Origin of the sequence: Cellulomonas sp. URHE0023 (assembly GCF_000688475.1) — a bacterium.
Classification (GTDB): domain Bacteria; phylum Actinomycetota; class Actinomycetes; order Actinomycetales; family Cellulomonadaceae; genus Cellulomonas.
Map to the genome: position 1 here is coordinate 12,243 of NZ_JIAN01000007.1, position 21,461 is coordinate 33,703.

The window sequence follows — 21,461 nt, forward strand, 5'->3', positions numbered from 1 at the left end:
CGCGTTGCCCTCACGTGCGCGCAATCCAAGCGTCCGCCGCGGGCGGACCCGACGTCCTCACGCTCGTCGACCTCCCCGATCCCACGCCCGGACCCGACGAGGTCCTGGTCCGGGTCGCGGCAGCGGGCATCAACTACATCGACACCTATCGCCGTCGCGGCCTGTACTACTCGGTGTCGTTCCCGCACGTCGTCGGGTCCGAGGGCGCGGGCGAGGTCGTGGCCGTCGGTCCCGACGTCACCGAGGTCGCCGTCGGTGACCATGTCGCCTGGTCGTCCGCGCCCGGGTCGTATGCGGAGCTCGTCCTCGTCCGCGAGTCGCAGGTGCTGCCCGTACCGGTCGGGGTCGACCTGCACGTCGCCGCCGCGCTCCCTCTCCAGGGCATGACCGCGCACTACCTGGTTACCTCGGTGTTCGCCGTGGCGCCGGGCCACGACGTGCTGATCCACGCAGCCGCAGGCGGAGTCGGTCTGCTCCTGACCCAGCTTGCCGTGTCGCGGGGAGCCCGCGTCATCGCCACCGTGGGAACGGCTGACAAGGAGCGACTCGCCCGAGAGGCAGGTGCAGCGGAGGTCATCCGGTACCGCGAGCTGGACGACCTGACGCGTGACCTGCCGGCATCGGTCAGGGCACTCACCGACGGGCAAGGCGTGCACGTCGTCTACGACTCCGTCGGCAAGGACACCTTCGAGGCATCTCTCGCGTCGCTACGCCGCCGCGGGACCATGGTCCTGTTCGGCTCGTCGTCGGGAGCAGCCCCGCAGCTCGACCCGCAGCGGCTGAACAACCTCGGCTCCCTGTTCCTGACGAGACCCACCCTCGGCGACTACACGGCGACGCGCGACGAGCTGCTGTGGAGGTCCCGCGAGCTGTTCGACGCCGTCCTCACCGGCTCGCTGGACGTGCGGATCGGCGGGACGTTCCCCCTGGCCGAGGCGGCCGACGCCCACCGCGCGCTCGAGTCGCGCTCCACGACCGGAAAGGTCCTGCTGCTCCCATGACGACCTCAGCCCCAGACCAGGCCCGCACGCTCACCGTCGAGATCTGGTCCGACATCGCCTGCCCGTGGTGCTACATCGGCAAGAAGCGCTTCGAGACCGCGCTCGCCGACTTCCCGTTCCGGGACCACGTGGAGGTGAGGTGGCGCTCGTACGAGCTGTCGCCGACCACCCCTGCCGGACCCGGTCGGCCCGAGATCGACGCCCTGAGCGAGATGAAGGGCATCCCACGCTCGCAGGCCGAGCGCATGTTCGCCCAGGTCACGGCCGTCGCCGCGGGCGAGGGCCTCACCTACGACTTCGAGAGGACCCTGGCAGTCAACACGTTCGACGGGCACCGGCTGGTGCACCTGGCGGCGTCGGCGGGCCTGGCCGACGCCGTTCTCGAGGCGCTGTACTCGGCGCACTTCGAGCAGGGTGCGGATCTCGGTGAGGACGAGACCCTCGTGCGCGTCGTGGCCGACGCCGGCCTCGACGCGAACGAGGCACGCGCCGTGCTCGCCGGGAACGACCATGCGGACGCCGTCCGCCACGACGAGGCCGAGGCCCGCGCCATCGGCGTCACAGGTGTGCCGTTCTTCGTCGTCGACCGCCGGCTAGGCGTCTCGGGCGCGCAGCCGGCGGACGTGTTCACGCAGCTGCTCGCGGAGGGCTGGAAGGCTGCGAACCCGCTGGCCACGCTGGTCGGCGCCGACCCGTCCGCCCAAGCCTGCCTGGACGACACCTGCGCGATCTGAGCGGGTGTCGGACGGCCGCGCCATGATCAGGACATGACGACCGTCCTGCTCCTGCACCATGCCCAGGGCCTGACACCTGGCGTCGTCGCGTTCGCTGACGCTCTGCGTGAGGCCGGGCACACCGTCCACACCCCCGACGTCTACGACGGGCGCACCTTCGACGACCTCGACTCCGGCATCGCGTACGCGGGCGAGGTCGGCTTCGATGCCGTGATGCAGCGCGGCGTCCGAGCAGCCGAGGGTCTCCCTGCCAAGACCGTCTACGTCGGTCTCTCACTCGGCGTGATGGCTGCCCAGCAGCTCGCGCAGACCCGACCCGGCTGCGCCGGAGCCGTCTTCGTCGGGTCGTGCCTGCCGGTGTCCGAGTTCGGCGGCTGGCCCGATGGGGTGCCCGTGCAGGTGCACGGCAAGGACGCCGACCCGATCTTCGTCGACGAGGGCGACCTCGACGCAGCCCGCGTCCTGGTCGCGTCGGTGGAGGATGCCGAGCTGTTCCTCTACCCCGGCGACGAGCATCTGTTCCTCGACAGCAGCCTGCCGGACTATGACGCTGCGGCGACGGCCGAGCTGACGGCTCGAGTCCTCAGCTTCCTGGCGAGCCCCTAGACGTCCGCAGGGAGGAGGCCCAAGGGCCTCCCCCCTACGTGATGACGTCAGCGCGTGCGGACCGTCACCGGTGCGCTCGTGCTGGGCTTGACGTTCACCGGGTCGTTCGGGACGAACGTCGCCGTGTAGGTGTGCAAGCCCGTGGTGCCTGACGGGACCGTCCCGATCGCGACACCGAGCACCACGTCGAGCGTCCGGACCACCGTGACGCCCTCCTTGATCTGCACCTTGCCGGACGGCGTCCGCCCGTTGTCCTGCCCGACGTTCACCAGCAGGATCGACGGGACGAACAGGAACCCGGGCGTCGCCCTGAGCGACGTCGTCGTGGTGACCTGCTTGACCTCGACCGGAACCGGCGCGGACTGCGACCCCAGCACGGTCGGGTCACCGGCGAACCTCGCTACGACCGAGTAGCTGCCGGCGGGCGTGCTCGCCGGGAGCCGGTACGTCGCAGTCCCGCCGGTGAGCGGAACCGTGGCGAGCACCGTGGACCCCGAGACGAACTCGACGTTGCCACTGACTGGCACGTTTGCCGTGACGGTCGCCGTGAGGAGCACGCGGGTGCTCGAGCCGAACACCTGGCTGGCCGGCGACGCCGTGAGCGTCGTGGTCGAGGACGGCACGGCTGCCACCACCGTGAGTGGAAGCGTCACCGTGGTGCCGCTCGGCGTGGCCACGAGGGTGAGCGTGTGCGGGCCAGCCGCCGTGCCCACCGGTACGGTCACGGACACGCTCGCGTTCCCGTCGGTGACCGGCGCCGACCCGATCGACGAACCGTCGATCCGCACGTCGAGGCTCGTGTTCTGCGGTGCGCCGAGGCTGGTCAGGTCCAGCTTCGTGACCGGGAACGCCAGGGTGTCACCCGCCGTGACCGACGACGGCACCGTCGGGACACCGACCGCCTGCCGGGCGAAGTCGGGCGTCAGCCCGGGGTGCGCCTGCAGGTACGCGATCCAGCCGTCACGGTCGATCAGACCGGAGTCGCGAGCGTCCGACCCTTGGGCCACGATCCGGAAGTTGTCGCCGCCTGTCGTCAGGAACGAGAACGTGCCGATGCGGTAGCTCGCCGCAGGGTCGAGGGGGTGGCCGTCGACCGTGACCGACGTGATGTGCGAACCTCGCGGCGCCGCGGCGTCGTAGGTGTAGGACACGTTGTCGGACAGGCCCAGCTGGAGGTACGGCCGCGACGGGATGGAGCCGTCGAGGTTCGTCTGCCACTGCTGCTCGAGCATCGTCGTGAACTGCTCGCCGGTCAGCGTCGTGGTCCAGAGGTTGTTCACGAACGGCAGGACGCTGTTCGCTTCCGCGTACGTGATCGTCCCGTCCGGTGCGTAGAGCAGCTCGGCCCGAAGACCACCGGGGTTGACCACGCCGATCTGCGCCCCACCGAGGTCCGACGGGGCGAGCGTGTCCCGCAGGGCGTTCGCGACCAGGTCGCCGAGCGCCGACTCGCTGGCTCGGTCATCGCGACCCGAGGTCGGGGTGGGACCGGGGCCGACGTACCCGCCCGGACCGTAGCTGCCGCCCGAGAACGCGGTCGTGATGTCCGCCGTGACCGAGCCGACCGGGTCGTTGCCGACCGTGCTGGCATAGGCCAGGGCGGCGTCGACGATCGTCTTGACCTGCGCGACCCGCGGGTAGGTAGCCACGAGATCCGCGGCGAACGCGGCCTCGGACGTTCCCGTGGGGGGCACCAGGCGCGCGATGTTCGTCTGCGTGTGCGCCACGACTTCGCCGGCCACCGGGTCGTAGGTCAGGACGATCTTGCCGATGTTCTCGCCGTAGGAACCGGTCTGCAGGATCGGGCGGGTCTTGCCTGCCTCACCCGGGACGGGGGCCTCCCACGCGTACGTCTTGTGGGTGTGGCCGGTGAAGATGGCGTCGACCTCGGCAGAGGTGTCGTTGACGATCTCCTCGAACGCACCACCCGCGGCAAGCTCCTGCTCCAGGGTGGCCCCGTCCGGCGTCCCGGCTCCGGCGCCCTCGTGGTACGTCGCGACGAGCACGTCCGCCTCGCCGTTCGACGGGTCACCGTCGGTCAGCTCGCCCGCGACGCGGTTCACGGCGTCGACGGGGTCTCCGAACGAGAGCTGGGTGATGCCGCCCGGGCTGACGAGCGACGGCGTCTCCTGCGTGACGGCGCCGATGATGGCGACCTTGATGCCGTCCATGTCGAGGATCGCGTACTCGGGCAGGGCCGGGGTGGTCGTGCCCGCCAGGTAGACGTTCGCGCCCAGGTAGTCCCACGTGGCGTTCGTCCCGTCGGCGATGATGCGGTCCGTCAGGTCGGAGTAGCCCTTGTCGAACTCGTGGTTGCCCACCGCCGACGCGTTGAGCTGCAGGGCGTTCAGGACGTCGATGGTCGGCTGGTCCTGCTGCACGGCCGATGCGAACAGCGAGGCGCTGACGTTGTCACCGGCGGACACGAACGCGACCGGGCCGCCCGCAGCGACCGCCGCGGCCTTCTCCTTCTCGACGGTCCCGGCGAACTTCACCGTGTTGGCGTCGATGCGACCGTGGAAGTCGTTGATGTCGAGCAGCGTGAGGTCGACGGGCTCGTTGCTGACCGCGCCGTCGTCGAGGCCGACGATCACCGGGTCGTGGTCCGAGGAGCGGTACGGGTCCGCCGCGTAGAACAACGTGCCGTGGTAGTTGTACCGGCTGTACTCCAGCGCGATGGACTCCTCGGCGTTGATCTCCCAGATGTCCGCACCGGTCGACCGCGCGAGCGCCGGACCGTTGAGGAGCACGTGGTCGAGCGACCCGGACAGCCCGCCGAACGAGTACGAGTACTCCCCCGGAGCAAAGTGCGTCCCCGCGTCGGTGTACCCGGCGTCGTAGAGCAGACGCAGCGGGTCCTCCTGGGAGTAGGAGTTGAAGTCGCCGAGGAGGGCGACCGAGTCGGCGTCACCCTGGATCGTCGGCACCCAGTCACGCAGCGCCGTGGCCTGCCGCACCCGGGACTCGTTGGACGCACCCTGTCCGTCACCCGTGTCGACGTCGCCCTCCCACGGACCGGCCGAGCCCTTCGACTTGAAGTGGTTCACGACGACGAGGAACGGTTCTCCACCGCCGGTCGGCGTGAACGCCTGCGCGATGGGCTCGCGAGCGTTGCCGAACGCCTGGTCGTTGCCGCTCTGCGAACCGAGGGCGTGCGACGGGCCCGTCCGGGTCACCGCGGCCGTCCGGTAGATGATCGCGTTGGTGATGACGTCCATCTCTGCTGCCGGCGGCAGGTCGGCCGTGGCCGACGGCACGAAGGCCCACACCGTCGACCCGGCGTCGGCGTTGAGTGCGTCGACGAGCGTTCCCAGTGCCTCGTCGGCAACTCCGTCCACGGTGAGCGAGTTCTCGATCTCCAGGAGGCCGACGACGTCGGCGTCCAGCCCGTTGATCGCCGCGACGATCTTGTCCTGCTGGCGCGTCAGGTCGGCCGGGTCCCACGCCCCGCGTGGGTTGCACGCGCCGTTGACCGTGACCGGGTCACCCGTGCGGTCGTTGAACGACGTGCAGCCTGTGGTCCCGGCGCCGAGCGTCGTGAAGTAGTTGAGCACGTTGAACGAGGCGACCCGCAGGTCGCCGCCGATCTCCGCCGCGTCGGGCGCGGCGGTTCGGTTGTTGGTGAACGCCACCGGCGCCGGACCGCCCGCGACGACCGGCGCGGTCGGGTTGAGCTTCCAGACGTTGTTGCGGAAGTCCACGACGACGGGGGCCGAGAACGTTGCTGCCTCGCCGACCCGCACGGGGTTGGCCAGAGAGACGTACGGCGGCGTCAGGCTCTGGTTGGCCGCGGACAGGAAGTTGGTCGACGCACCGTCGTCAAGGACCACAGCGCGAGCCGCGCCGTCGGCCGCCGCCGCTGCGGCCTGCGCGGAACCCGGTGCCCCGGCCTCGGTGGGCTGGACCAGCGGCGTGCTGCCGGCCGCCAGACCCACCTCGCCGTACTGGTTGGTGCTGAACGTGTTGGAGACCGTGAACGCACCCGTGGGTGAGACGAGCATCGACTCCAGGACCTCGCGAGCGCCGTCGGTCGTCGGCCACCCGACCGTCGCCGGGGTCACGCTCGCCGGGGTGGGCAGCACCTCGAGGCCACCCGCCGCGACGGTGAGCTCCGTGAGTCCGTTGAACTCGCTCACGGCGCCGGTCACGCGGACGTGGTCGCCGACCGCGACCGACCCCACGGTCGCCGACGAGAACACGAAGACCGCGTCGGACGCCGTGTGCGTCGCGTCGAGCGCTCCACCGGTGCCGGGCGTCTGGATGACGTAGCCGTTCAACCCACCGGTCGGGTAGGCCGCCGTGACGACGCCCTCCGTGGTCACGGTCTCTCCGACGAGCGGCGAGGACGCGCCCGAGCCCTGGATCTCGGCGATCGTCCGGGTGGTCGGCGTTCCCGGATCGACCGGCGTCGCGGGGGCCCCCTGCGGCGACGGCGCAGCCGCAACGAAGTCCGCCACGTTGTCGGCCGTGTTGGTGTGCGTCGCGCTGCGCGAGACGGATGTCGAGTTGGACGCGGCCGGCGCCGGGCCGGTGCCGGCGAAGCCCGTCGCGACGGCGCCGTAGGCCACGAGGTCGACGACGGCTGGGTCCGCCGCACAGGTGGCCCCGCAGGCCAGCGCCCCGGTCGAGCTGACGAGCGCCACCTTGCCGGCCGTGCCGCCCATCGCGATCGTGCCGACGACGTCACCGGTCACCGCAGGAGCCGCCGTGTTCGCGCCCTGCGCCTCGGCCACGAGCAGGTAGCCGCCGGCCGCGATCGTCTTGCCGGCCAGCGGGGTCGAGGCCCAGGTCGCGCCGTTCGCCGACGCGTACTGGACGGACCACGCGCTGACGTCCACGGGGGAAGCGCCTGGGTTGTAGAGCTCCACGAAGTCCCGGTCGAACGGTGCGCCGGAGTTGCCGCCACCGCCATACACCTCGTTGATGACCACCGGGGCGGACGGTGCGACCGCAGCCTGCGCGGCCCCCGTCCCCATCACGGACCCCACCAGAATCAGTGCTAGGGCGGCTACGCCCCCGGTGAGCGACTTCAGCGAACGGCGCACGTGGGACGTCTCCTTCGTCGGGGCCTCGGCGGCTCGTCGCCGGCCAGCCCCACCATGGGGGAATGTCCGAAAGGTCGCAACTACTGGGGAGTAACCATTCGGTAAATTCGTCCCATGCTCTCGGTGACTCGGCGAGCGCACCCAGAGGGCGGCCCGAGACACCGCTTTCCGTCGCTCGGCCCCCGGCTACGTGCCGGACGCTCGACTCACGCGCGAAGCGTCGCTCCGAACCTCCGGTTCGCCTCGGCGACCACAGCCTCACGCACTCCGGCCGTCTCCTCCGCGGTGAGCGTCCGGTCGTCCGCGCGCAGCCGCAGGGCGAAGGCGAGCGACGTGTTTCCGGTGCCCACCTGCTCCCCTTCGTAGACGTCGAACAACCGGATCTCCTCGACCACATCGCCTGCGGGGGACGCCGCCGCACCGACCCGGACAGCGTCGAGCACCTCCGCGGCAGGGACCTGCGCGCTGACGACGAGGGCGATGTCCTCCTTGGCCACGGGGAACGTGGAGACCGCCCGGGCCTGGTACGGCTCGGCCGGTGCAGCAGCGAGCAGGGCGTCGAGATCGACCTCGAACGCGACGGCCCGGGCCGGCAGCCCGTGTGCGGCCACGACGTTCGGGTGCAGCTCCCCGGCGTGCCCGACGAGCACGCCGTCGACCGTCAGACGGGCGCAGCGGCCGGGGTGCCACGGCATGTGGTCGGTGTCGGCGGTGACCGTGAGCTCGACCCCGAGCACCTCAGCGACGAGGCGCGCGGACGCGATCGCGTCGAGGTGGTCGACCCGACGCCCGGCGCCCCACCAGCCGGACGGCTCGCGGGCCCCGGCCAGCACCCCGGCCACGCGGCGCGGCTGCGGCGGGACCGCGGCATCGATCGCCGCCAGCTCAGCGTCGGACGGCCGCACGCCGCCGGGAAGCCGCGGTGCCGCGGGAGCGCCGACGACCGGACGCGTGACCAGCCCGATCTCGAAGATCGCCACGTCCGTCGCACCACGTCCGACGTTCCGCCGAGCGGCATCCAGGAGTGTGACCAGCAGGTTCGTGCGCATGAACGGCTGCTCGTCGGACAGCGGGTTGACGAGACGCACCGCGCGCCGACGGGCGTCGTCGGCGGGCAGGCCGAGCGCGTCGAGCTGGTCAGTACCGATGAACGGGTACGTGAGCACCTCGACCAGTCCAGACTCGGCCAGTGCGCGCGCAACCGACCGCCGCGAACGCTGCTTCTCTGTCAGGCCGCGACCACCGGGTGCTGCGGGCAGGATCGACGGGATCTGCTCGTAGCCGTGCAGTCGCGCGACCTCCTCGACCAGGTCGACCGGGACCAGGAGGTCGGGCCGCCAGGAAGGCGGCGTGACCCGCACGGCACCGTCCGACTCGGGCTCGACCAGGCAGCCGATCGACGTGAGCACGGCGCGCACCTGGTCGGCGGTGTACTCGACCCCCACCAGCCGCGCGGGCAGGTCCAGCGGGAGCACGAACGACGGCGCGGGCGCCACGTCGTCCACGTCCGTCACCTCGGCGTCAGCGACACCGCCGCCATACTCGGCGAGCAGCGCGACGACGCGCGCGACGGCCACCCGAGGCAGCTGCGGATCGGCACCGCGCTCGAACCGCTTGGCGGCCTCGGACGGCAGCTTGTGGCGACGCGCGGTGCGCGCCACCGTGATCGGGTCGAAGTGCGCCGCCTCGATGAGCAGGTCCGTCGTGTCGGGGCCGACCTCGCTGTCCCCTCCGCCCATCACGCCCGCGAGCCCGAGCAGGCGCGACGCTCGCTCACCGGCCGGGCTGTCCGTGATGAGCAGGTCCTCGGGGTCGAGCACACGAACGACGTCGTCCAGGGTGCGGATCTTCTCCCCCGCGACGGCACGACGCACGACGATCGGCGCCGCGACCTTGGCGAGGTCGTACGCGTGCAGCGGCTGCCCGAGGTCGAGCATCACGTAGTTGGTGACATCGACGGCGAGGCTGATCGGACGCATACCGGCCTGCTGCAGTCGCTGCTGCATCCAGCGCGGCGACGCGTCGTTGGCTCGCACGCCGCGGACGACCTGCGCGACGAACCTGTCGGCTCCGGGCACCCCGTTGATGGGGGCGGAGTCGTCGATCTCGACGGCGAAGCCGCCGCCTGCCGTGGGCAGGGGGCTCGTCGGAAGACCGTGGTCCGTGAAGCGCGCGCCGGTGGACAGGCTGTACTCGCGGGCGACGCCGCGCATCGAGAAGCAGTACCCGCGGTCGGGCGTCACGTTGATCTCGAGGACCTCCTCGCCGAGCCCGAGCAGCTCACGTGCGTCGGCGCCCGGGGCGGCCTCGATGCCGAGCCGCGACAGCACGATGATGCCGGCGTGGTCCTCCCCCAGTCCCAGCTCGCGCTGGGAGCAGATCATCCCGTCGGACACGTGCCCGTACGTCTTGCGCGACGCGATCGGGAACGGTCCGGGCAGCACGGCACCCGGCAGCGCGACGACGACCGAGTCGCCGACGTCGAAGTTGTGCGCGCCGCAGACGATCCCCCGGGGGGCGCCCCCGGGCTCGTTGTGCTCGGGCCCGACCTCGACCCGGCACCAGTTGATGGTCTTGCCGTTCTTCTGCTCCTCAGGAGTCCGCTCGACGACGAGCCCGACGACGAGCGGACCAGACACGGCCGCCGGGAGGATCGCCTCCTCCTCCAGCCCCACGCGCACCAGGTCGGCGGCCAGCCGCTCGGCGGTGAGGTCCGCCGGGGTCTCGACGTGCTCGGCGAGCCACGTCAAAGGGATGCGGGGCATCAGATCTCCGTCCCGAACTGGGCGGAGAAGCGGATGTCGCCCTCCACCATGTCGTGCATGTCCGCGATCCCGTGCCGCAGCATCAAGGTGCGCTCGATCCCCATGCCGAAGGCGAAGCCCGAGTAGACGTCCGGGTCGATGCCGCAGGCGCGCAGCACGTTGGGGTTGACCATGCCGCAGCCGCCCCACTCGATCCAGCCGGCGCCGCCCTTCTTCTGCGGGAACCAGAGGTCCATCTCCGCGCTCGGCTCGGTGAACGGGAAGAACGACGGTCGAAGACGCGTGCGGGCCTCAGGACCGAAGATGGCCTGCGCGAAGTGGTCGAGGGTGCCCTTGAGGTTCGCCATCGTGAGGCCCTTGTCCACGGCGAGGCCTTCGACCTGGTGGAACACGGGCGTGTGCGTCGCGTCGAGCTCGTCGGTGCGGAACACCTTGCCCGGGCACGCGATGTAGACCGGCAGGTCGCGCTCCAGGAGCGTGCGCGCCTGCACGGGCGAGGTGTGGGTCCTGAGCACGAGTCCGGGGGTGTCGACGAAGAACGTGTCCTGCATCTGGCGCGCCGGGTGGTCGACGCCGAAGTTCAGCGCGTCGAAGTTGAACCACTCGGACTCGACCTCGGGACCCTCGGCGATCTCCCAGCCCATCGCGACGAAGATGTCCGCGATTCGCTCGGACAGCGCCTCGAGCGGGTGCCGGGCTCCCCGGGAACGGCGGTCGCTGGGCAGCGTGACGTCGACGGTCTCCTCGACGAGGACGCGCGCATCACGTTCGGCCTCGAGCTCGGCCTGCCGGTCGGCCAGCGCACGTCCGAGGCGCGCCTTGGCCTGCCCGAGCAGCTTGCCCGCGGTCGCCTTGTCGGCGGGCTCGAGCCCGCCGATGGCACGGTTCGCCAGTGCGATCGGGCTGCGCTCCCCCACGTGCTCGAGGCGGGCGGTCTTGAGTGCGTCCAGGTCCGACGCGGCGTCGAGGGCCTTGAGCGCGGCCTCCACGGCAGAGTCGATGCCGGACGCATCGAGCGGGGACAGGGCGGTGTCGTCGGACATCCTGACCTTCCAAGGTGGTCTGTGGCAGCCGGGCATGCTGCACGGCGGTCAACCGGCACGGCTGTCGGCCGGGACGCGAGCGCGACCGGGCCGGCGGACAAGTCTAGAGGCGCCCGATCCGGGGTGAGCGGCCCGTCCAGCGATGGACAGCCTGCTCAGTGCACGTCAGCGACGCGGCCCGGGAACGGGCCGGGGAAATCGGCGACCACCGGCCGCCTCCGCACGCGCTGTCATGGAGCCATCCTGCCACGCGTGCCCAACGCGAATCGCTCGACGACCTCGTAGAGGGGCCCGCCCCCACGACCGGCACCCGGCTGGGACGACATCAGCAGGATCTCCCCCACCTCCCAGCGCGGACCCTCGTACACGGCGAGCGCCCGCACGATGCCCGCCGCCACATCCATCTCGTGCTCCGGATCGGGTCCGGGACGGCCGCGTCCGTTCGTCCTCGACCCCCGTCGCGGCGGCCCCTTGCCCGGACGCACCCGGCCGACCGTCAGGTGTGAACGCTCGCGCGCGCGATGGTCCGGGACACCGCCTGCCTCGATGCAGCCGACGCTCACTGCGCGCTGGGCATCGACGTCGCCACCGACGCCGACCCAGAGCGTCCGGTGCGAGAAGACTCCCGCGCCGCGCAGCGCCAGCTCGTACGGCTCGATACCTGCCGCCAGCTCAGCCAGCTCCGCGGCAAGACCCGGCACCGCACCGTCGGGACGTTCGCCGTAGAACGCGGTGGTCAGGTGCCACGTCTCGCGGGCCGACCAGCGGACCGCCTGCGACAGACCCGACGGCGCACCGCGGACGGCGCCCAGCGCGACGTCGAGGTGGTCGAGCACATGCTCCGGAGGCCAGACCGCCGCGAAGAGCCTCATCGGTGCGCCCGAGAGCTCGCGTACAGGCAGACAGTCGCGGCGGTCGCGAGATTCAGCGACTCGGCGCGACCCCGGATGGGCACGCGCACCACGGCGTCGGCCAGCGCACGGTCCTCGTCGCGGAGCCCCCACGCCTCGTTGCCGAACAGCCACACGGTTGGTCGGCTCAGGTCCGGCACGCCGTCCTGCGTGGAACCCGCCACGTCGAGCAGGTCGTCGAGGTCGAAAGTGCCGGCGCCGTCCGCCGCCAGGACCAGCATCCCGGCCGAGCGGAGCTCGTGGAGCGTCGCCGCGAGGTCCACGCCGGTGACCACCGGAAGGTGGAACAGCGAGCCGGCGGTCGACCGGACGACCTTGGGGTTGTGGACGTCCACGCTCTCGCTGGTGAGAACCGCAGCGTCCGCTCCGGCCGCGTCCGCGGCGCGGATCACCGTGCCCGCGTTCCCGGGGTCGCGAACGTTCGCGAGGACCGCGACGAGCCGAGGGTCGACGAGCTCGCGCAGGTTGTGTGTGGTGAGCGCCGCGACCGCCACGACCTGCTGACCGTCCGCGCTCATGGCATCGAGGACCTCGACGGTTCCGACCGACACCCGGATGCCCCGATCCTGGGCGCCGACGACGATCTCGGGATACCGCTGCGCCGACTCAGCCGTGACGTAGACGTCCTGCACGTCGGCGCCGGCCAGCACCGCCTCGCGGACGGACTGCGGCCCCTCCACGAGGAACCGCCCGGCCCGCTTGCGCACGGCCCGCTCGCTCAGCGCCCGGACAGCCTTGACCCGCTCTGCGCGGGGATTGCTCAAGACATGATCCGATCCATGCCGGAACGCCCGCTCGTCAGCCACGGGGGCAATCATGCCTCTACCCACGTGGCCCCCCGGGCATGCCCCAAGGCTCGCAACGCACCCACGAGGTGATCGGTCAGATGCCAGATCTGGTCGATCGCCTCCCCGCCGGGAGCCAGGAACTGGCGCAGTGTCTCGACGTCGTCGGAGACCTGGCCAATCGTCGGCTCCAAACCGTCGTGGTCGACGTCGAACAAGCGCTCCGCGCCGAGATGCCAGTAGTAGTCGACGCCGACCTCGACGGACGGGCCCGAGTCGCGCTCGATCGCGTCGAGGATGCGGTTCACGACGTCACGAACATCGCCCACCGAGATGGCCACTGGATCGTTCATGTGTGAAGCATGTCCTAGACCGCAGGAGTGCCGAGGCCCGGCCACAGGCGCCCGTCGGGGACGACGAAGCCCCCGGCGGTCTCGAGGACCTCGGGGGCTTCGGGTACACCGACCCGCCGCCCGGCTCCGGTGAGGGAGCTCTGGGCGGGCGGGCTCAGCGAACGAGGGTCACGCAGCCTTCGGCGCGTTGACGTCCTCGGGCAGGGCAGCCTTGGCGGCGGCCACGAGCGTGTTGAACGTCGCGGCGTCGTTCACGGCGAGGTCGGCCAGCACGCGGCGGTCCACCTCGATGCCCGCGAGCTTCAACCCCTGGATCAGGCGGTTGTAGGTCAGGCCCTGCTCGCGCGCCGCAGCGTTGATCCGCTGGATCCACAGCTTGCGGAAGTCCTGCTTGCGGACCTTGCGGTCACGGTAGGAGTAGACGAGGGAGTGGGTGACCTGCTCCTTCGCCTTGCGGTAGAGGCGCGAACGCTGCCCGCGGTAACCGCTGGCGCGCTCGAGGGTTGTCCGGCGCTTCTTCTGGGCGTTTACCGCCCGCTTCACGCGTGCCACGTGATGCTCCTTGCTGGTCTCAGGCTCGGGATGGGTGACCGGGGCGCTGGTGCGCCCCCGCGATCACTTACCGAGCAGCTTCTTGATGCGGGGGGCGTCGGCAGGAGAGACGACGAGGTCGCCGGCGATGCGGCGGGTGCGACGGCTCGACTTGTGCTCGAGCAGGTGGCGACCGCCGGCCTGCTCACGCATGACCTTGCCGGTCCCGGTGACCCGGAAGCGCTTCTTGGCACCGGAGTGCGTCTTGTTCTTCGGCATGGCTGCCGTGTCTCCTTGTCGTTACATCGCACGGGATCGTGCGACTCGTCTGGTGCGGTCCGACCGGTGGGTCAGCCCGTCCGTTCGTTCGGGTTCAGCTGGCCTCTTCCGAGGCCTTCGTGCTGGTCTGTGCCTTTGCCGGGGCGGCCGGGCCGGGACGCGGCGCGGGGCGCGGCGTGCCGGTCGGCTTCGGCGTGGCCGACTTCGCGGCCGCCGTCGAGCCCGCGGAGGCGGGGCTCGGCGTTGCGGGCGACGGAGCGGCGGTCGTGGTCGGCTTGGGGGCCGAGGTCGTGCTCGGGCGTGCGGCGGCCGCGGGACGCGGTGCAGCAGCCGGACGTGGGGCCGACGTGGCCGGACGCGGCGCCGACGCTGCCGGACGCGTCGCCGCGGCCGGTCGGGGTGCGGAGGACGGCCGAGCAGCGGCCGGTGCGGCCGGGGTCTCGACGACCTCGGGCGCAACGGCCTCGACCGTCTCGACATCCGCCGCAGCGGTCGCCACGACGGGGGCCTCGACAGCTGCCGGCGTCTCGACGACCGGTGCCTCGACGGCGGCCGGAGCCTCGACGGGCGCCTCCGCAGCAGCGGGAGCTGCCTTCTGGGCGGCGGCGGCGGCGTTCGCCTCGCGCTGGGCGGCGGCCTGCGCCGCACGACGCTGCTCGAGCTTCTGGTCGGCCTTCTTCTTGTTCGGGCCGAGCACCATGACCATGTTGCGGCCGTCCTGCTTCGGCATGCTCTCGATGAATCCGAGCTCCGAGACGTCGTCGGCAAGCCGCTGCAGCAGGCGCACGCCCATCTCCGGGCGTGACTGCTCGCGGCCACGGAACATGATCATGACCTTGACCTTGTCGCCGGCCGTGAGGAACCGCTCGACGTGGCCCTTCTTGGTGCCGTAGTCGTGCGGGTCGATCTTCAGCCGGAAGCGGATCTCCTTGAGGACCGTGTTGGTCTGGTTCCGCCGGGCCTCACGGGCCTTCATGTCTGCTTCGTACTTGAACTTGCCGTAGTCCATGATCTTGCAGACGGGCGGACGAGCGTCAGGTGCCACCTCGACGAGGTCGAGGTCAGCGTCCTGAGCCAGGCGCAGGGCGTCCTCCACGCGCACGATCCCGACCTGCTCGCCGTTGGGGCCGACCAGGCGGACCTCGGCTACGCGGATCCGATCGTTGATGCGGGGCTCGCTGATGTGGTGCTCCTCAGGTTCGTGGTGTGGACCGCCAGGAACGAGGAAGGCCCCCGTCCTGGTCACAGGAGGAGGCCTCGACAGATCCGCTACGCGAGCGCGGCGTCAGCCATGCTCACGCGACCGGGAGCGGCACATGCCGTCCGGTGCGGACCGTGACCCGGTCTCTGTCGCCGACGCGCGGTACTGCCGCATCGAGCTGTCGAGGCCAAGGTGGGAGAGGACTCCACTTGTGGTCCCGGGACACCAACGATCGGCGGCCCAGGTCAGTCAGCGGTCAAGACTACCAGAGCCTCGAGCTCGCTCCCAATCATGCTGGCGCGGGCGTCGTGCCGCGCACGGCACGGGCGCCGAGCGTCAGGCCGCGATGAGACGATCTCCTCATGTCGCAGAGCACCGACCCCACAGCCGACGCAACCCGGGACATCGCCGACGTCGCCGCCGTCGAGGTCATCACCACGGCCGCCGTCCACCTCATGAGCGCCGCAGCAGTGAAGTGCGGGCTCGCCGAGGACGGTCCCTCGGGCGCCGGCGCCGAGTACCTCGACCTCGACGAGGCGCGCAAGCTCATCACGGCGCTCGCCGCACTGGTCACCGCGTCCGCGCCCGACATCGGCAACCAGCACGCACGGTCCCTCCGGGACGGGCTGCGATCTCTGCAGCTCGCGTTCCGTGAGGCGTCGCCGTTCCCCGACGCGCCGGGCGACGGACCCGGCGAGAAGTTCACCGGCTCGGTCGTCTGACGCTCCCCGCACGGGCCGTGTCGCGCACCCGCCTGTGGCCGGCGCGCACGCGCATGCCGCGACGGACGGAGTGGCGGTGCGGGTCGGCGGACACAGACCGCGGCAGGGGTGGCGGCTCGACGGGCCGAAGCTCGGCGACCGCGAACGCGACGGCGGGCGCGACCGCGGGCGCCACGACCGACGCACGGCCCCGGCCGACCCGCAGGACCAGCAGGCCGGCCACGGCGATGCCGCCACCGACGACGGCCGCGGTGAGGAATCCCGCACCGGATGCGGACCGGTCGATCACGGCACCGCACAGTGGTGCCCCGAGGGCGTTGCCGACGGTCGCCATGGTCCCGCTCCACCCCATGACCTCACCGCGGCGACCCTCCGGCACGAGCCGGACCAGCGTCGCGTTGATGGAGGACAGCGCGGGCGCGCACGGCACGCCCGCGACGACGACGGCGACCGCGAGCCACGCCTGACCGTGCACGACGGCGGCGGGCAGGGTGGCCAGCGCGAGGATGGCAACGAGCAGCAGAGGGGACGGCGAGCGCCGGGCCGTCCCGTGGATCAGGCCACCGATCACCGAGCCCCCGGCCCACAGGGCGATCATCCAGCCGACGTCCTGCGGGCGTCCTGCCTCGTTGAGCGCAGCGACGAGCGACACGTCCGTGCCGACGAGGACGAACGCGGCTGCGACCCCGGCGAGCAGCACCACGAGCAGCGCAGGTGTCAGCAGGCGCCCGAGCGTGGTGTCCTCGACGACGCGTTCCGTCGCCACCGACCGCGTCGGCGGATCCGCCCACATCAGCAGGAGGCCGGCAAGGACCGTCAGCGATCCGACGACGGTCAACGCGACCGACGTCGTCGCCTGCGTGGCCAGGAGCACCCCGATGACGGGCGAGAGCATGAAGGTCAGCTCGACGGCGACCGAGTCCAGCGCGAACGCGGGCCGCTGGTGCTGGATCGGCACCAGGACGGACAGCGACTGCCGCGACACGGAGAACACCGGAACCAGGAACAGGCCACCGAGGAACACTGCCGCGATCAGCGCCTCGTACGAGAGGTGCGGCGCAGCGAACCAGACCGCCGACTCGACGACGACCGACGGCGCGATCGCGCGGCGCAGGCCGAACCGGTCGACGAGCCGACCGCGCCACGGCGCCCCGAGCGCCATGCCGACCGTTGCCGCACCCACGACGACGCCCGCCTGCGCATAGCCACGGCCGAGCCCCGTGACCACGTGGAGGGTGAGGACGATGCCGATCATCGCCGCCGGGATGCGGGCGATGAAGGACACGACGAAGAGCCGCGCGACGCCGGGCAGGCGCAGCACAGCTCCGTAGGTCGTGGTGGGCATGCTCACGAGTGTGCGGGGCGTCCCGGTGACCCCGGGACCGATTTCGGCACGACCCGGACATCGAGGTTCGGTCGTGTGGGCAAGGCCACACGGCCTGGGCTCCTATTCTGGGCTGATGCCGCCTGACGACCCGAGCCCGAGCCCGAGCCCGAGCCCGAGCCCGAGCCCGAGCCCGAGCAACGATCCGGTGCCGACGTCCCCGGACCCGGCGTGGGCCGAGGTTCCCTCGCCGGAGCAGCCCTCTCCCCCCGCGCCCAGGCGTCGGCCGGCTGCAGTCGTCGCGCTCTCCATCGTGCTGGTGCTCGTGCTCGTCTGCTCGGGACTGCTCCTGGCACGGATGTTCGCGACGACGCGCGCCTGGGAGGAATCGAGCGCGGACTGGCAGCGCCTCGCACACCAGGGCGCCGACGACCTGGCGATCACCCAGGGCCAGCTCGCGACCACGCAGGCACAGCTCGACGCGACCAACGCCCAGCTCGCCACGGCGCAGGCGCGGATCACGGACCTCGCCAACGAGAAGGCACAGCTGGGCGACACGAACGCGACGCAGCAGGAGCTTGCCGACTACCAGTCCCGGGTCTCCCAGGCGGCGGGCCAGGTGGCGACGGCGCTCGCCGCCTGCATCGCGGGCCAGCAGCAGCTGATCGGCTACCTCGGAGAGGCACAGAACTACGACGCGGGTCAGCTGGCTCAGTTCGAGCGGGACGTCGAGACGCTGTGCGACCAGGCCACGGACGCGAACACCTCGCTGCAGGCCGAGCTGAAGCGATGATCACCCGAGGACGTCGTCGAGGGGCTGGTCGGGGAGATGTCCGACGACTCGCCGGTGCCGCCCTCGCGATGGGGCTGCTCGCGGGATGCAGCGCGCTGCCGGCGATGCCCGACCCCGTCCCCACCCTCGTCGAGCCGTCGATCCCGCCCGCGCCCGCGCCCAGCTCGTCCGGCAACCTCTCACCCGACGGCTTCGACACCGCGCAGAGGATCGCTGTCCGGATCCGCAACATCGGGTGCGGGGCGCTGTCGACGGGGTCCGGCTTCGCGATCGACGACCACACCGTCATCACCAACAAGCACGTCGTCGCCGACACGTCGACGCTCCAGGTGAGCACCTACGACGGGCGCGACGTGACGGCGAACGAAGCGGCCACGGCGGGACTGGCGGACCTCGCGATCGTGCGCACGGCCGAGACCCTGCCTGCGGCTCCGGCGCTCGCCGATGCAGACGCCGACATCGGCGACGCCGTGACGGTCGTCGGCTATCCCCTGGGCAGGACACTCACCGTGACCCCCGGGCACGTCGTGGCGCGCCACACCGATCCCCTGAACGAGACCCTCGGCGAGGTCCTCGTGACGGACGCGCCGGTCGAGCCGGGCAGCTCCGGCTCGGCGGTCCTGGACGCCGACGGGCGCGTGGTCGGGGTCGTCTACGCGAAGGACCAGAACGGGCACAGCTTTGTGGTGCCCGTGAGCACTTTGCGGTCCATGCTGGACGACGACACGGCATTCACCCCGTTGACTCCCTGCACGAGCTGACCCACCGGAGGACGACCATGGCCACCGAGCGCTTCGACCCGTCGAGCCTGACGAACGCCGCCAACGAGTCGTTCACGGTGCGACGCGTGTTCGGGGAGGCCTACGAACGGGCGGGCACCATTGTCATCCCGGTGGCGCGCGTGTGGGGCGCCACCGGCTCGGGCTCCGGCGGCGGCGAGATGGCACTGCCCCACCACGGCGAGGACGGTGCCGAGGACAAGGCCGGCAGCGAGGGCCACGGAGGCGGCGGCGGGTACGCCACGCACGTCAAGGCGGTCGGCGTCTTCGTCGTCGACGACACGGGGACCCGCTGGCAGCCGACCCTCGACGTGAACCGCGTGATCCTGGGGGGTCAGCTCGTCGCGGCCGCCGTGCTCACCGTGTTCGCGCTGGCGTGGGCGGTCAAGCGCCGCTAAGACTTCCCAGGCGCCCGCCGTTCGATCCCCGTCAGCGAGCGGAGCGCGGCTTGAGCTCGAGCGAGTCGACCCGGGCGGCGACGAGCTCGACGCCTCCGAGCGCACGGTTGACGTCGCCGAGCACCGAGTCCAGCCCCACGCGGTCGAGGCCAGGAACGAGGTCCACGACGACCGCGACCTCCGCACGCGTGCCGGCCACCGCATCGACCGCCACGACCCCGCGCACCGTGGAGAGCGCCGCGACGATCGCCTCGCGGACCTCTGCGTCCACGCCTGCCGGACCGACGGCCGGCAGCCACGGCTGCTGCTGCGCGAGCGCCCAGACCGCAGGCCTCGGGAGCAGGACGGTGGTCGGCCCGCCGGGGTCGACCACCAGGATCTCCCAGCCCTCGGTCACCGCGGACAGCGCCGCACGGGCGACGTCCGACGGCACCGGCCGGGCATCCGCGCGCCACGCGCTCATCGTGGCGACGGAGGTGAAGACCGGCAGCGCCGTCCGTCCGTCGGGCGCCTGCAGGGCCACGATGCCGGCCGAGGCCTCCTTGTCCACGGTGTGTGCGTGGCCGGCGTGCACGACGACGTCCTCGACCTCGACCTCGGCGAGCACCGGGACCAGGACCCGCGTCCCGTGCAGGGCGTCGACGACACCTGCGACCGAGCCGGTCCCGGCAGCCAGGGCCTCGAGGGCCGCAACGACCTGGTCGTCGGCGGCGCCGTCGTCGCCGGCGAAGGGCGACGACGGCGGCAGCTCACGTCCCGCCATCGTCACGGCCTGCCGGCGACGTCCAGAGCCTCGGGCAGCGTGAAGGCCCCCGCATAGAGCGCCTTGCCCACGATGGAGCCCTCGACGCCGAGCGGCACGAGCGTCCGCAGGACGCGGATGTCCTCGAGGCTCGACACGCCGCCGGACGCGACGACCGGGGCGTCGGTCTTGGCGCACATCTGCTTGAGCAGCTCGACGTTCGGACCGTTGAGCATGCCGTCCTTGGTCACGTCCGTGACCACGTAACGCTCGCAGCCGACGTCCTCCAACCGGGAGAGCACCTCCCAGAGGTCTCCCCCGTCCTTCGTCCAGCCGCGAGCCGCCAGGGTCGTGCCGCGCACGTCCAGGCCGACCGCGATCTTGTCGCCATGGGCCCCGATCATCCGCGCCGTCCACGACGGGTTCTCGAGGGCGGCCGTGCCGAGGTTCATCCGGGTCGCGCCGGTCGACAGCGCCCACTCCACCGAGGCGTCGTCGCGGATGCCGCCCGACAGCTCGACCTTGACGCCCTTGCCCGACAGCTCGGTGGTGACCTCGGCGAGCAGGGCCGAGTTGGACCCGCGGCCGAAGGCGGCGTCGAGGTCCACCAGGTGGATCCACTCCGCACCGCCCGCGTGCCAGTCGAGCGCGGCCGACAACGGGTCGCCGTAGCCGGTCTCCGTGCCGGCGGCGCCCTGGGTCAGCCGGACGGCCTGACCTCCCGCGACGTCGACGGCGGGCAGCAGCTCGAGGCGATCGCTCATTCGTTCTTCTCCAGACTCAAGGACGAGACCCAGCGGGTCAGGACGGTGGCACCCGCATCGCCCGAGAGCTCGGGGCGCAGCTGCAGGGCGGTCAGGGGGCCGTTCTCGACCGCGGCGACGAACGGGTCGTCGTGCTGCGCCCAGACGACCAGCGGTGCGTTCATCCGGGTGTCGGCAGGCCAGGACTCGAGCAGCGGGAACCTGCGGGCCGCGTACGCGTGCGCGAACCGGAAGGGCGCGTCCTGCAGGCCGGCGAACAGGACCGAGTTCTCGGGGACGACGACCGTCGACCACCCGTCGTGCACGTGCTCCTCGACGGTGCCGGGCCACTCCTCCAGGCCGTCGGCGCCGGGCCCGGTGAACATCGCATGCAGGCCGACACCCACCGCGAGCACCGCACGGCCACCTGCGAGCCGGCGGTCGATCACCTGATCGGCGCCGACGGTCCGCAGACCCGACATCAGGTCGGACAGGTCGCCGTCGCCCACGACCACGAGCCCGTCCGCGTCGAGCGCGGAGCGCTTGTCGGCGGTCAGCGTCACGGAGGCACCCGCCCGTTCCAGCGCTGCCGCGAACCCGGCGAAGTCACCTGTGCCGTGGTCGAGCACGACGACGCGAGGAGCGGACACCCGGCAACGGTACCCGCGTCCCCACGAGGGTCCGCCGGGGTGCCGGTCCGCGAGAC

Annotated in this window: 20 protein-coding genes; 7 read left to right on the forward strand and 13 right to left on the reverse strand. The window is 71.8% G+C overall.

All coding sequences use genetic code 11. From position 1 onward, the window contains the following. Positions 1–14 precede the first annotated feature (14 nt). The 3 genes from N553_RS0113125 to N553_RS0113135 are packed head-to-tail and all read left to right on the forward strand — an operon-like array spanning position 15 to position 2,341. The gene (locus N553_RS0113125) at positions 15–1,001 is read left to right on the forward strand and encodes a quinone oxidoreductase (protein ID WP_028046900.1); all 987 of its coding nucleotides are present in this window, start codon (positions 15–17) and stop codon (positions 999–1,001) included. Then, positions 998–1,735 (forward strand): DsbA family oxidoreductase, encoded by a 738-nt coding sequence (locus N553_RS0113130; protein ID WP_028046901.1) that lies wholly within the window; start codon positions 998–1,000, stop codon positions 1,733–1,735. The genes N553_RS0113125 and N553_RS0113130 overlap by 4 nt, the downstream gene beginning before the upstream one ends. Positions 1,736–1,768: 33 nt before the next feature. Next, the gene (locus N553_RS0113135; RefSeq protein WP_028046902.1) at positions 1,769–2,341 is read left to right on the forward strand and encodes a dienelactone hydrolase family protein; all 573 of its coding nucleotides are present in this window, start codon (positions 1,769–1,771) and stop codon (positions 2,339–2,341) included. 47 nt (positions 2,342–2,388) lie between these two features. On the opposite strand, the gene N553_RS0113140 is transcribed toward N553_RS0113135, so the two are convergent. The 9 genes from N553_RS0113140 to infC form a co-directional block, all read right to left on the reverse strand. Beyond that, a complete protein-coding gene (locus N553_RS0113140; RefSeq protein ID WP_028046903.1) occupies positions 2,389–7,386 on the reverse strand; it encodes an ExeM/NucH family extracellular endonuclease in 4,998 nt (1,665 codons plus the stop codon). A gap of 206 nt (positions 7,387–7,592) precedes the next feature. Beyond that, positions 7,593–10,151, reverse strand: a complete 2,559-nt coding sequence (gene pheT, locus N553_RS0113145) for a phenylalanine--tRNA ligase subunit beta (protein ID WP_028046904.1) — start codon at positions 10,149–10,151, stop codon at positions 7,593–7,595. After that, entirely contained in the window at positions 10,151–11,194 is a 1,044-nt protein-coding gene (locus N553_RS0113150; protein ID WP_028046905.1) for a phenylalanine--tRNA ligase subunit alpha, read from the reverse strand. The genes pheT and N553_RS0113150 overlap by 1 nt, the downstream gene beginning before the upstream one ends. Before the next feature lie 230 nt (positions 11,195–11,424). Next, positions 11,425–12,066, reverse strand: coding sequence for an RNA 2',3'-cyclic phosphodiesterase (gene thpR, locus N553_RS0113155; RefSeq protein WP_028046906.1), 642 nt, complete (start codon positions 12,064–12,066; stop codon positions 11,425–11,427). Then, on the reverse strand, positions 12,063–12,923 hold the full coding sequence (locus N553_RS0113160) for an RNA methyltransferase (RefSeq protein ID WP_051640170.1): 861 nt from the start codon (positions 12,921–12,923) through the stop codon (positions 12,063–12,065). The genes thpR and N553_RS0113160 overlap by 4 nt, the downstream gene beginning before the upstream one ends. After that, positions 12,920–13,243, reverse strand: coding sequence for a hypothetical protein (locus N553_RS0113165; protein WP_156043840.1), 324 nt, complete (start codon positions 13,241–13,243; stop codon positions 12,920–12,922). Before N553_RS0113165 ends, N553_RS0113160 begins: the two co-directional genes overlap by 4 nt. A 168-nt stretch (positions 13,244–13,411) precedes the next feature. After that, positions 13,412–13,795 (reverse strand): 50S ribosomal protein L20, encoded by a 384-nt coding sequence (rplT, locus tag N553_RS0113170; protein WP_028046909.1) that lies wholly within the window; start codon positions 13,793–13,795, stop codon positions 13,412–13,414. A gap of 63 nt (positions 13,796–13,858) precedes the next feature. After that, positions 13,859–14,053: a 50S ribosomal protein L35 gene (rpmI, locus tag N553_RS0113175; RefSeq protein WP_028046910.1), complete on the reverse strand. Its 195-nt coding sequence runs from the start codon at positions 14,051–14,053 to the stop codon at positions 13,859–13,861. A 94-nt stretch (positions 14,054–14,147) separates the two neighbouring features. Then, complete coding sequence (gene infC, locus N553_RS22670; RefSeq protein ID WP_081844584.1) at positions 14,148–15,299, reverse strand: translation initiation factor IF-3; 1,152 nt, start codon at positions 15,297–15,299, stop codon at positions 14,148–14,150. A 317-nt stretch (positions 15,300–15,616) separates the two neighbouring features. Between infC and N553_RS0113185 the strand changes: the two genes are divergently transcribed. Next, positions 15,617–15,976: a DUF1844 domain-containing protein gene (locus N553_RS0113185; protein WP_028046911.1), complete on the forward strand. Its 360-nt coding sequence runs from the start codon at positions 15,617–15,619 to the stop codon at positions 15,974–15,976. On the opposite strand, the gene N553_RS22675 is transcribed toward N553_RS0113185, so the two are convergent. Further along, the gene (locus N553_RS22675) at positions 15,957–17,321 is read right to left on the reverse strand and encodes an MFS transporter (RefSeq protein ID WP_081844586.1); all 1,365 of its coding nucleotides are present in this window, start codon (positions 17,319–17,321) and stop codon (positions 15,957–15,959) included. The genes N553_RS0113185 and N553_RS22675 overlap by 20 nt on opposite strands. A 115-nt stretch (positions 17,322–17,436) precedes the next feature. Between N553_RS22675 and N553_RS0113195 the strand changes: the two genes are divergently transcribed. The 3 genes from N553_RS0113195 to N553_RS22680 are packed head-to-tail and all read left to right on the forward strand — an operon-like array spanning position 17,437 to position 19,270. Then, positions 17,437–18,093 carry a hypothetical protein gene (locus N553_RS0113195; RefSeq protein ID WP_231505274.1) on the forward strand — a complete coding sequence of 219 codons (657 nt, stop codon included), beginning with the start codon at positions 17,437–17,439 and terminating at the stop codon, positions 18,091–18,093. Continuing rightward, positions 18,090–18,854, forward strand: a complete 765-nt coding sequence (locus N553_RS0113200; protein ID WP_028046913.1) for a S1C family serine protease — start codon at positions 18,090–18,092, stop codon at positions 18,852–18,854. Before N553_RS0113195 ends, N553_RS0113200 begins: the two co-directional genes overlap by 4 nt. 17 nt (positions 18,855–18,871) lie before the next feature. Continuing rightward, positions 18,872–19,270, forward strand: coding sequence for a spore germination protein GerW family protein (locus tag N553_RS22680; RefSeq protein WP_051640171.1), 399 nt, complete (start codon positions 18,872–18,874; stop codon positions 19,268–19,270). 31 nt (positions 19,271–19,301) lie between these two features. Here N553_RS22680 and N553_RS0113210 read toward each other — a convergent pair whose 3' ends face one another. The 3 genes from N553_RS0113210 to N553_RS0113220 are packed head-to-tail and all read right to left on the reverse strand — an operon-like array spanning position 19,302 to position 21,405. Then, the gene (locus N553_RS0113210; protein ID WP_028046914.1) at positions 19,302–20,033 is read right to left on the reverse strand and encodes an SseB family protein; all 732 of its coding nucleotides are present in this window, start codon (positions 20,031–20,033) and stop codon (positions 19,302–19,304) included. 2 nt (positions 20,034–20,035) lie between these two features. Further along, positions 20,036–20,776 (reverse strand): bifunctional 1-(5-phosphoribosyl)-5-((5-phosphoribosylamino)methylideneamino)imidazole-4-carboxamide isomerase/phosphoribosylanthranilate isomerase PriA, encoded by a 741-nt coding sequence (priA, locus tag N553_RS0113215; protein WP_028046915.1) that lies wholly within the window; start codon positions 20,774–20,776, stop codon positions 20,036–20,038. Then, positions 20,773–21,405: a hypothetical protein gene (locus N553_RS0113220; protein WP_028046916.1), complete on the reverse strand. Its 633-nt coding sequence runs from the start codon at positions 21,403–21,405 to the stop codon at positions 20,773–20,775. The genes priA and N553_RS0113220 overlap by 4 nt, the downstream gene beginning before the upstream one ends. Positions 21,406–21,461 lie beyond the last annotated feature (56 nt).

Excerpts from the sequence above, each read along its gene's own strand:
- N553_RS22680 (WP_051640171.1), top strand. The coding sequence starts at position 18,872 with ATGGCCACCGAGCGCTTCGACCCGTCGAGCCTGACGAACGCCGCCAAC.
- N553_RS0113160 (WP_051640170.1), bottom strand. The coding sequence starts at position 12,923 with ATGATTGCCCCCGTGGCTGACGAGCGGGCGTTCCGGCATGGATCGGAT.
- N553_RS0113200 (WP_028046913.1), top strand. The coding sequence starts at position 18,090 with ATGATCACCCGAGGACGTCGTCGAGGGGCTGGTCGGGGAGATGTCCGA.
- N553_RS0113150 (WP_028046905.1), bottom strand. The coding sequence starts at position 11,194 with ATGTCCGACGACACCGCCCTGTCCCCGCTCGATGCGTCCGGCATCGAC.
- N553_RS22675 (WP_081844586.1), bottom strand. The coding sequence starts at position 17,321 with ATGCCCACCACGACCTACGGAGCTGTGCTGCGCCTGCCCGGCGTCGCG.
- priA (WP_028046915.1), bottom strand. The coding sequence starts at position 20,776 with ATGAGCGATCGCCTCGAGCTGCTGCCCGCCGTCGACGTCGCGGGAGGT.
- N553_RS0113210 (WP_028046914.1), bottom strand. The coding sequence starts at position 20,033 with ATGGCGGGACGTGAGCTGCCGCCGTCGTCGCCCTTCGCCGGCGACGAC.
- rpmI (WP_028046910.1), bottom strand. The coding sequence starts at position 14,053 with ATGCCGAAGAACAAGACGCACTCCGGTGCCAAGAAGCGCTTCCGGGTC.
- thpR (WP_028046906.1), bottom strand. The coding sequence starts at position 12,066 with ATGAGGCTCTTCGCGGCGGTCTGGCCTCCGGAGCATGTGCTCGACCAC.
- N553_RS0113165 (WP_156043840.1), bottom strand. The coding sequence starts at position 13,243 with ATGAACGATCCAGTGGCCATCTCGGTGGGCGATGTTCGTGACGTCGTG.
- N553_RS0113195 (WP_231505274.1), top strand. The coding sequence starts at position 17,437 with ATGCCGCCTGACGACCCGAGCCCGAGCCCGAGCCCGAGCCCGAGCCCG.
- N553_RS0113135 (WP_028046902.1), top strand. The coding sequence starts at position 1,769 with ATGACGACCGTCCTGCTCCTGCACCATGCCCAGGGCCTGACACCTGGC.
- N553_RS0113185 (WP_028046911.1), top strand. The coding sequence starts at position 15,617 with ATGTCGCAGAGCACCGACCCCACAGCCGACGCAACCCGGGACATCGCC.
- N553_RS0113130 (WP_028046901.1), top strand. The coding sequence starts at position 998 with ATGACGACCTCAGCCCCAGACCAGGCCCGCACGCTCACCGTCGAGATC.
- pheT (WP_028046904.1), bottom strand. The coding sequence starts at position 10,151 with ATGCCCCGCATCCCTTTGACGTGGCTCGCCGAGCACGTCGAGACCCCG.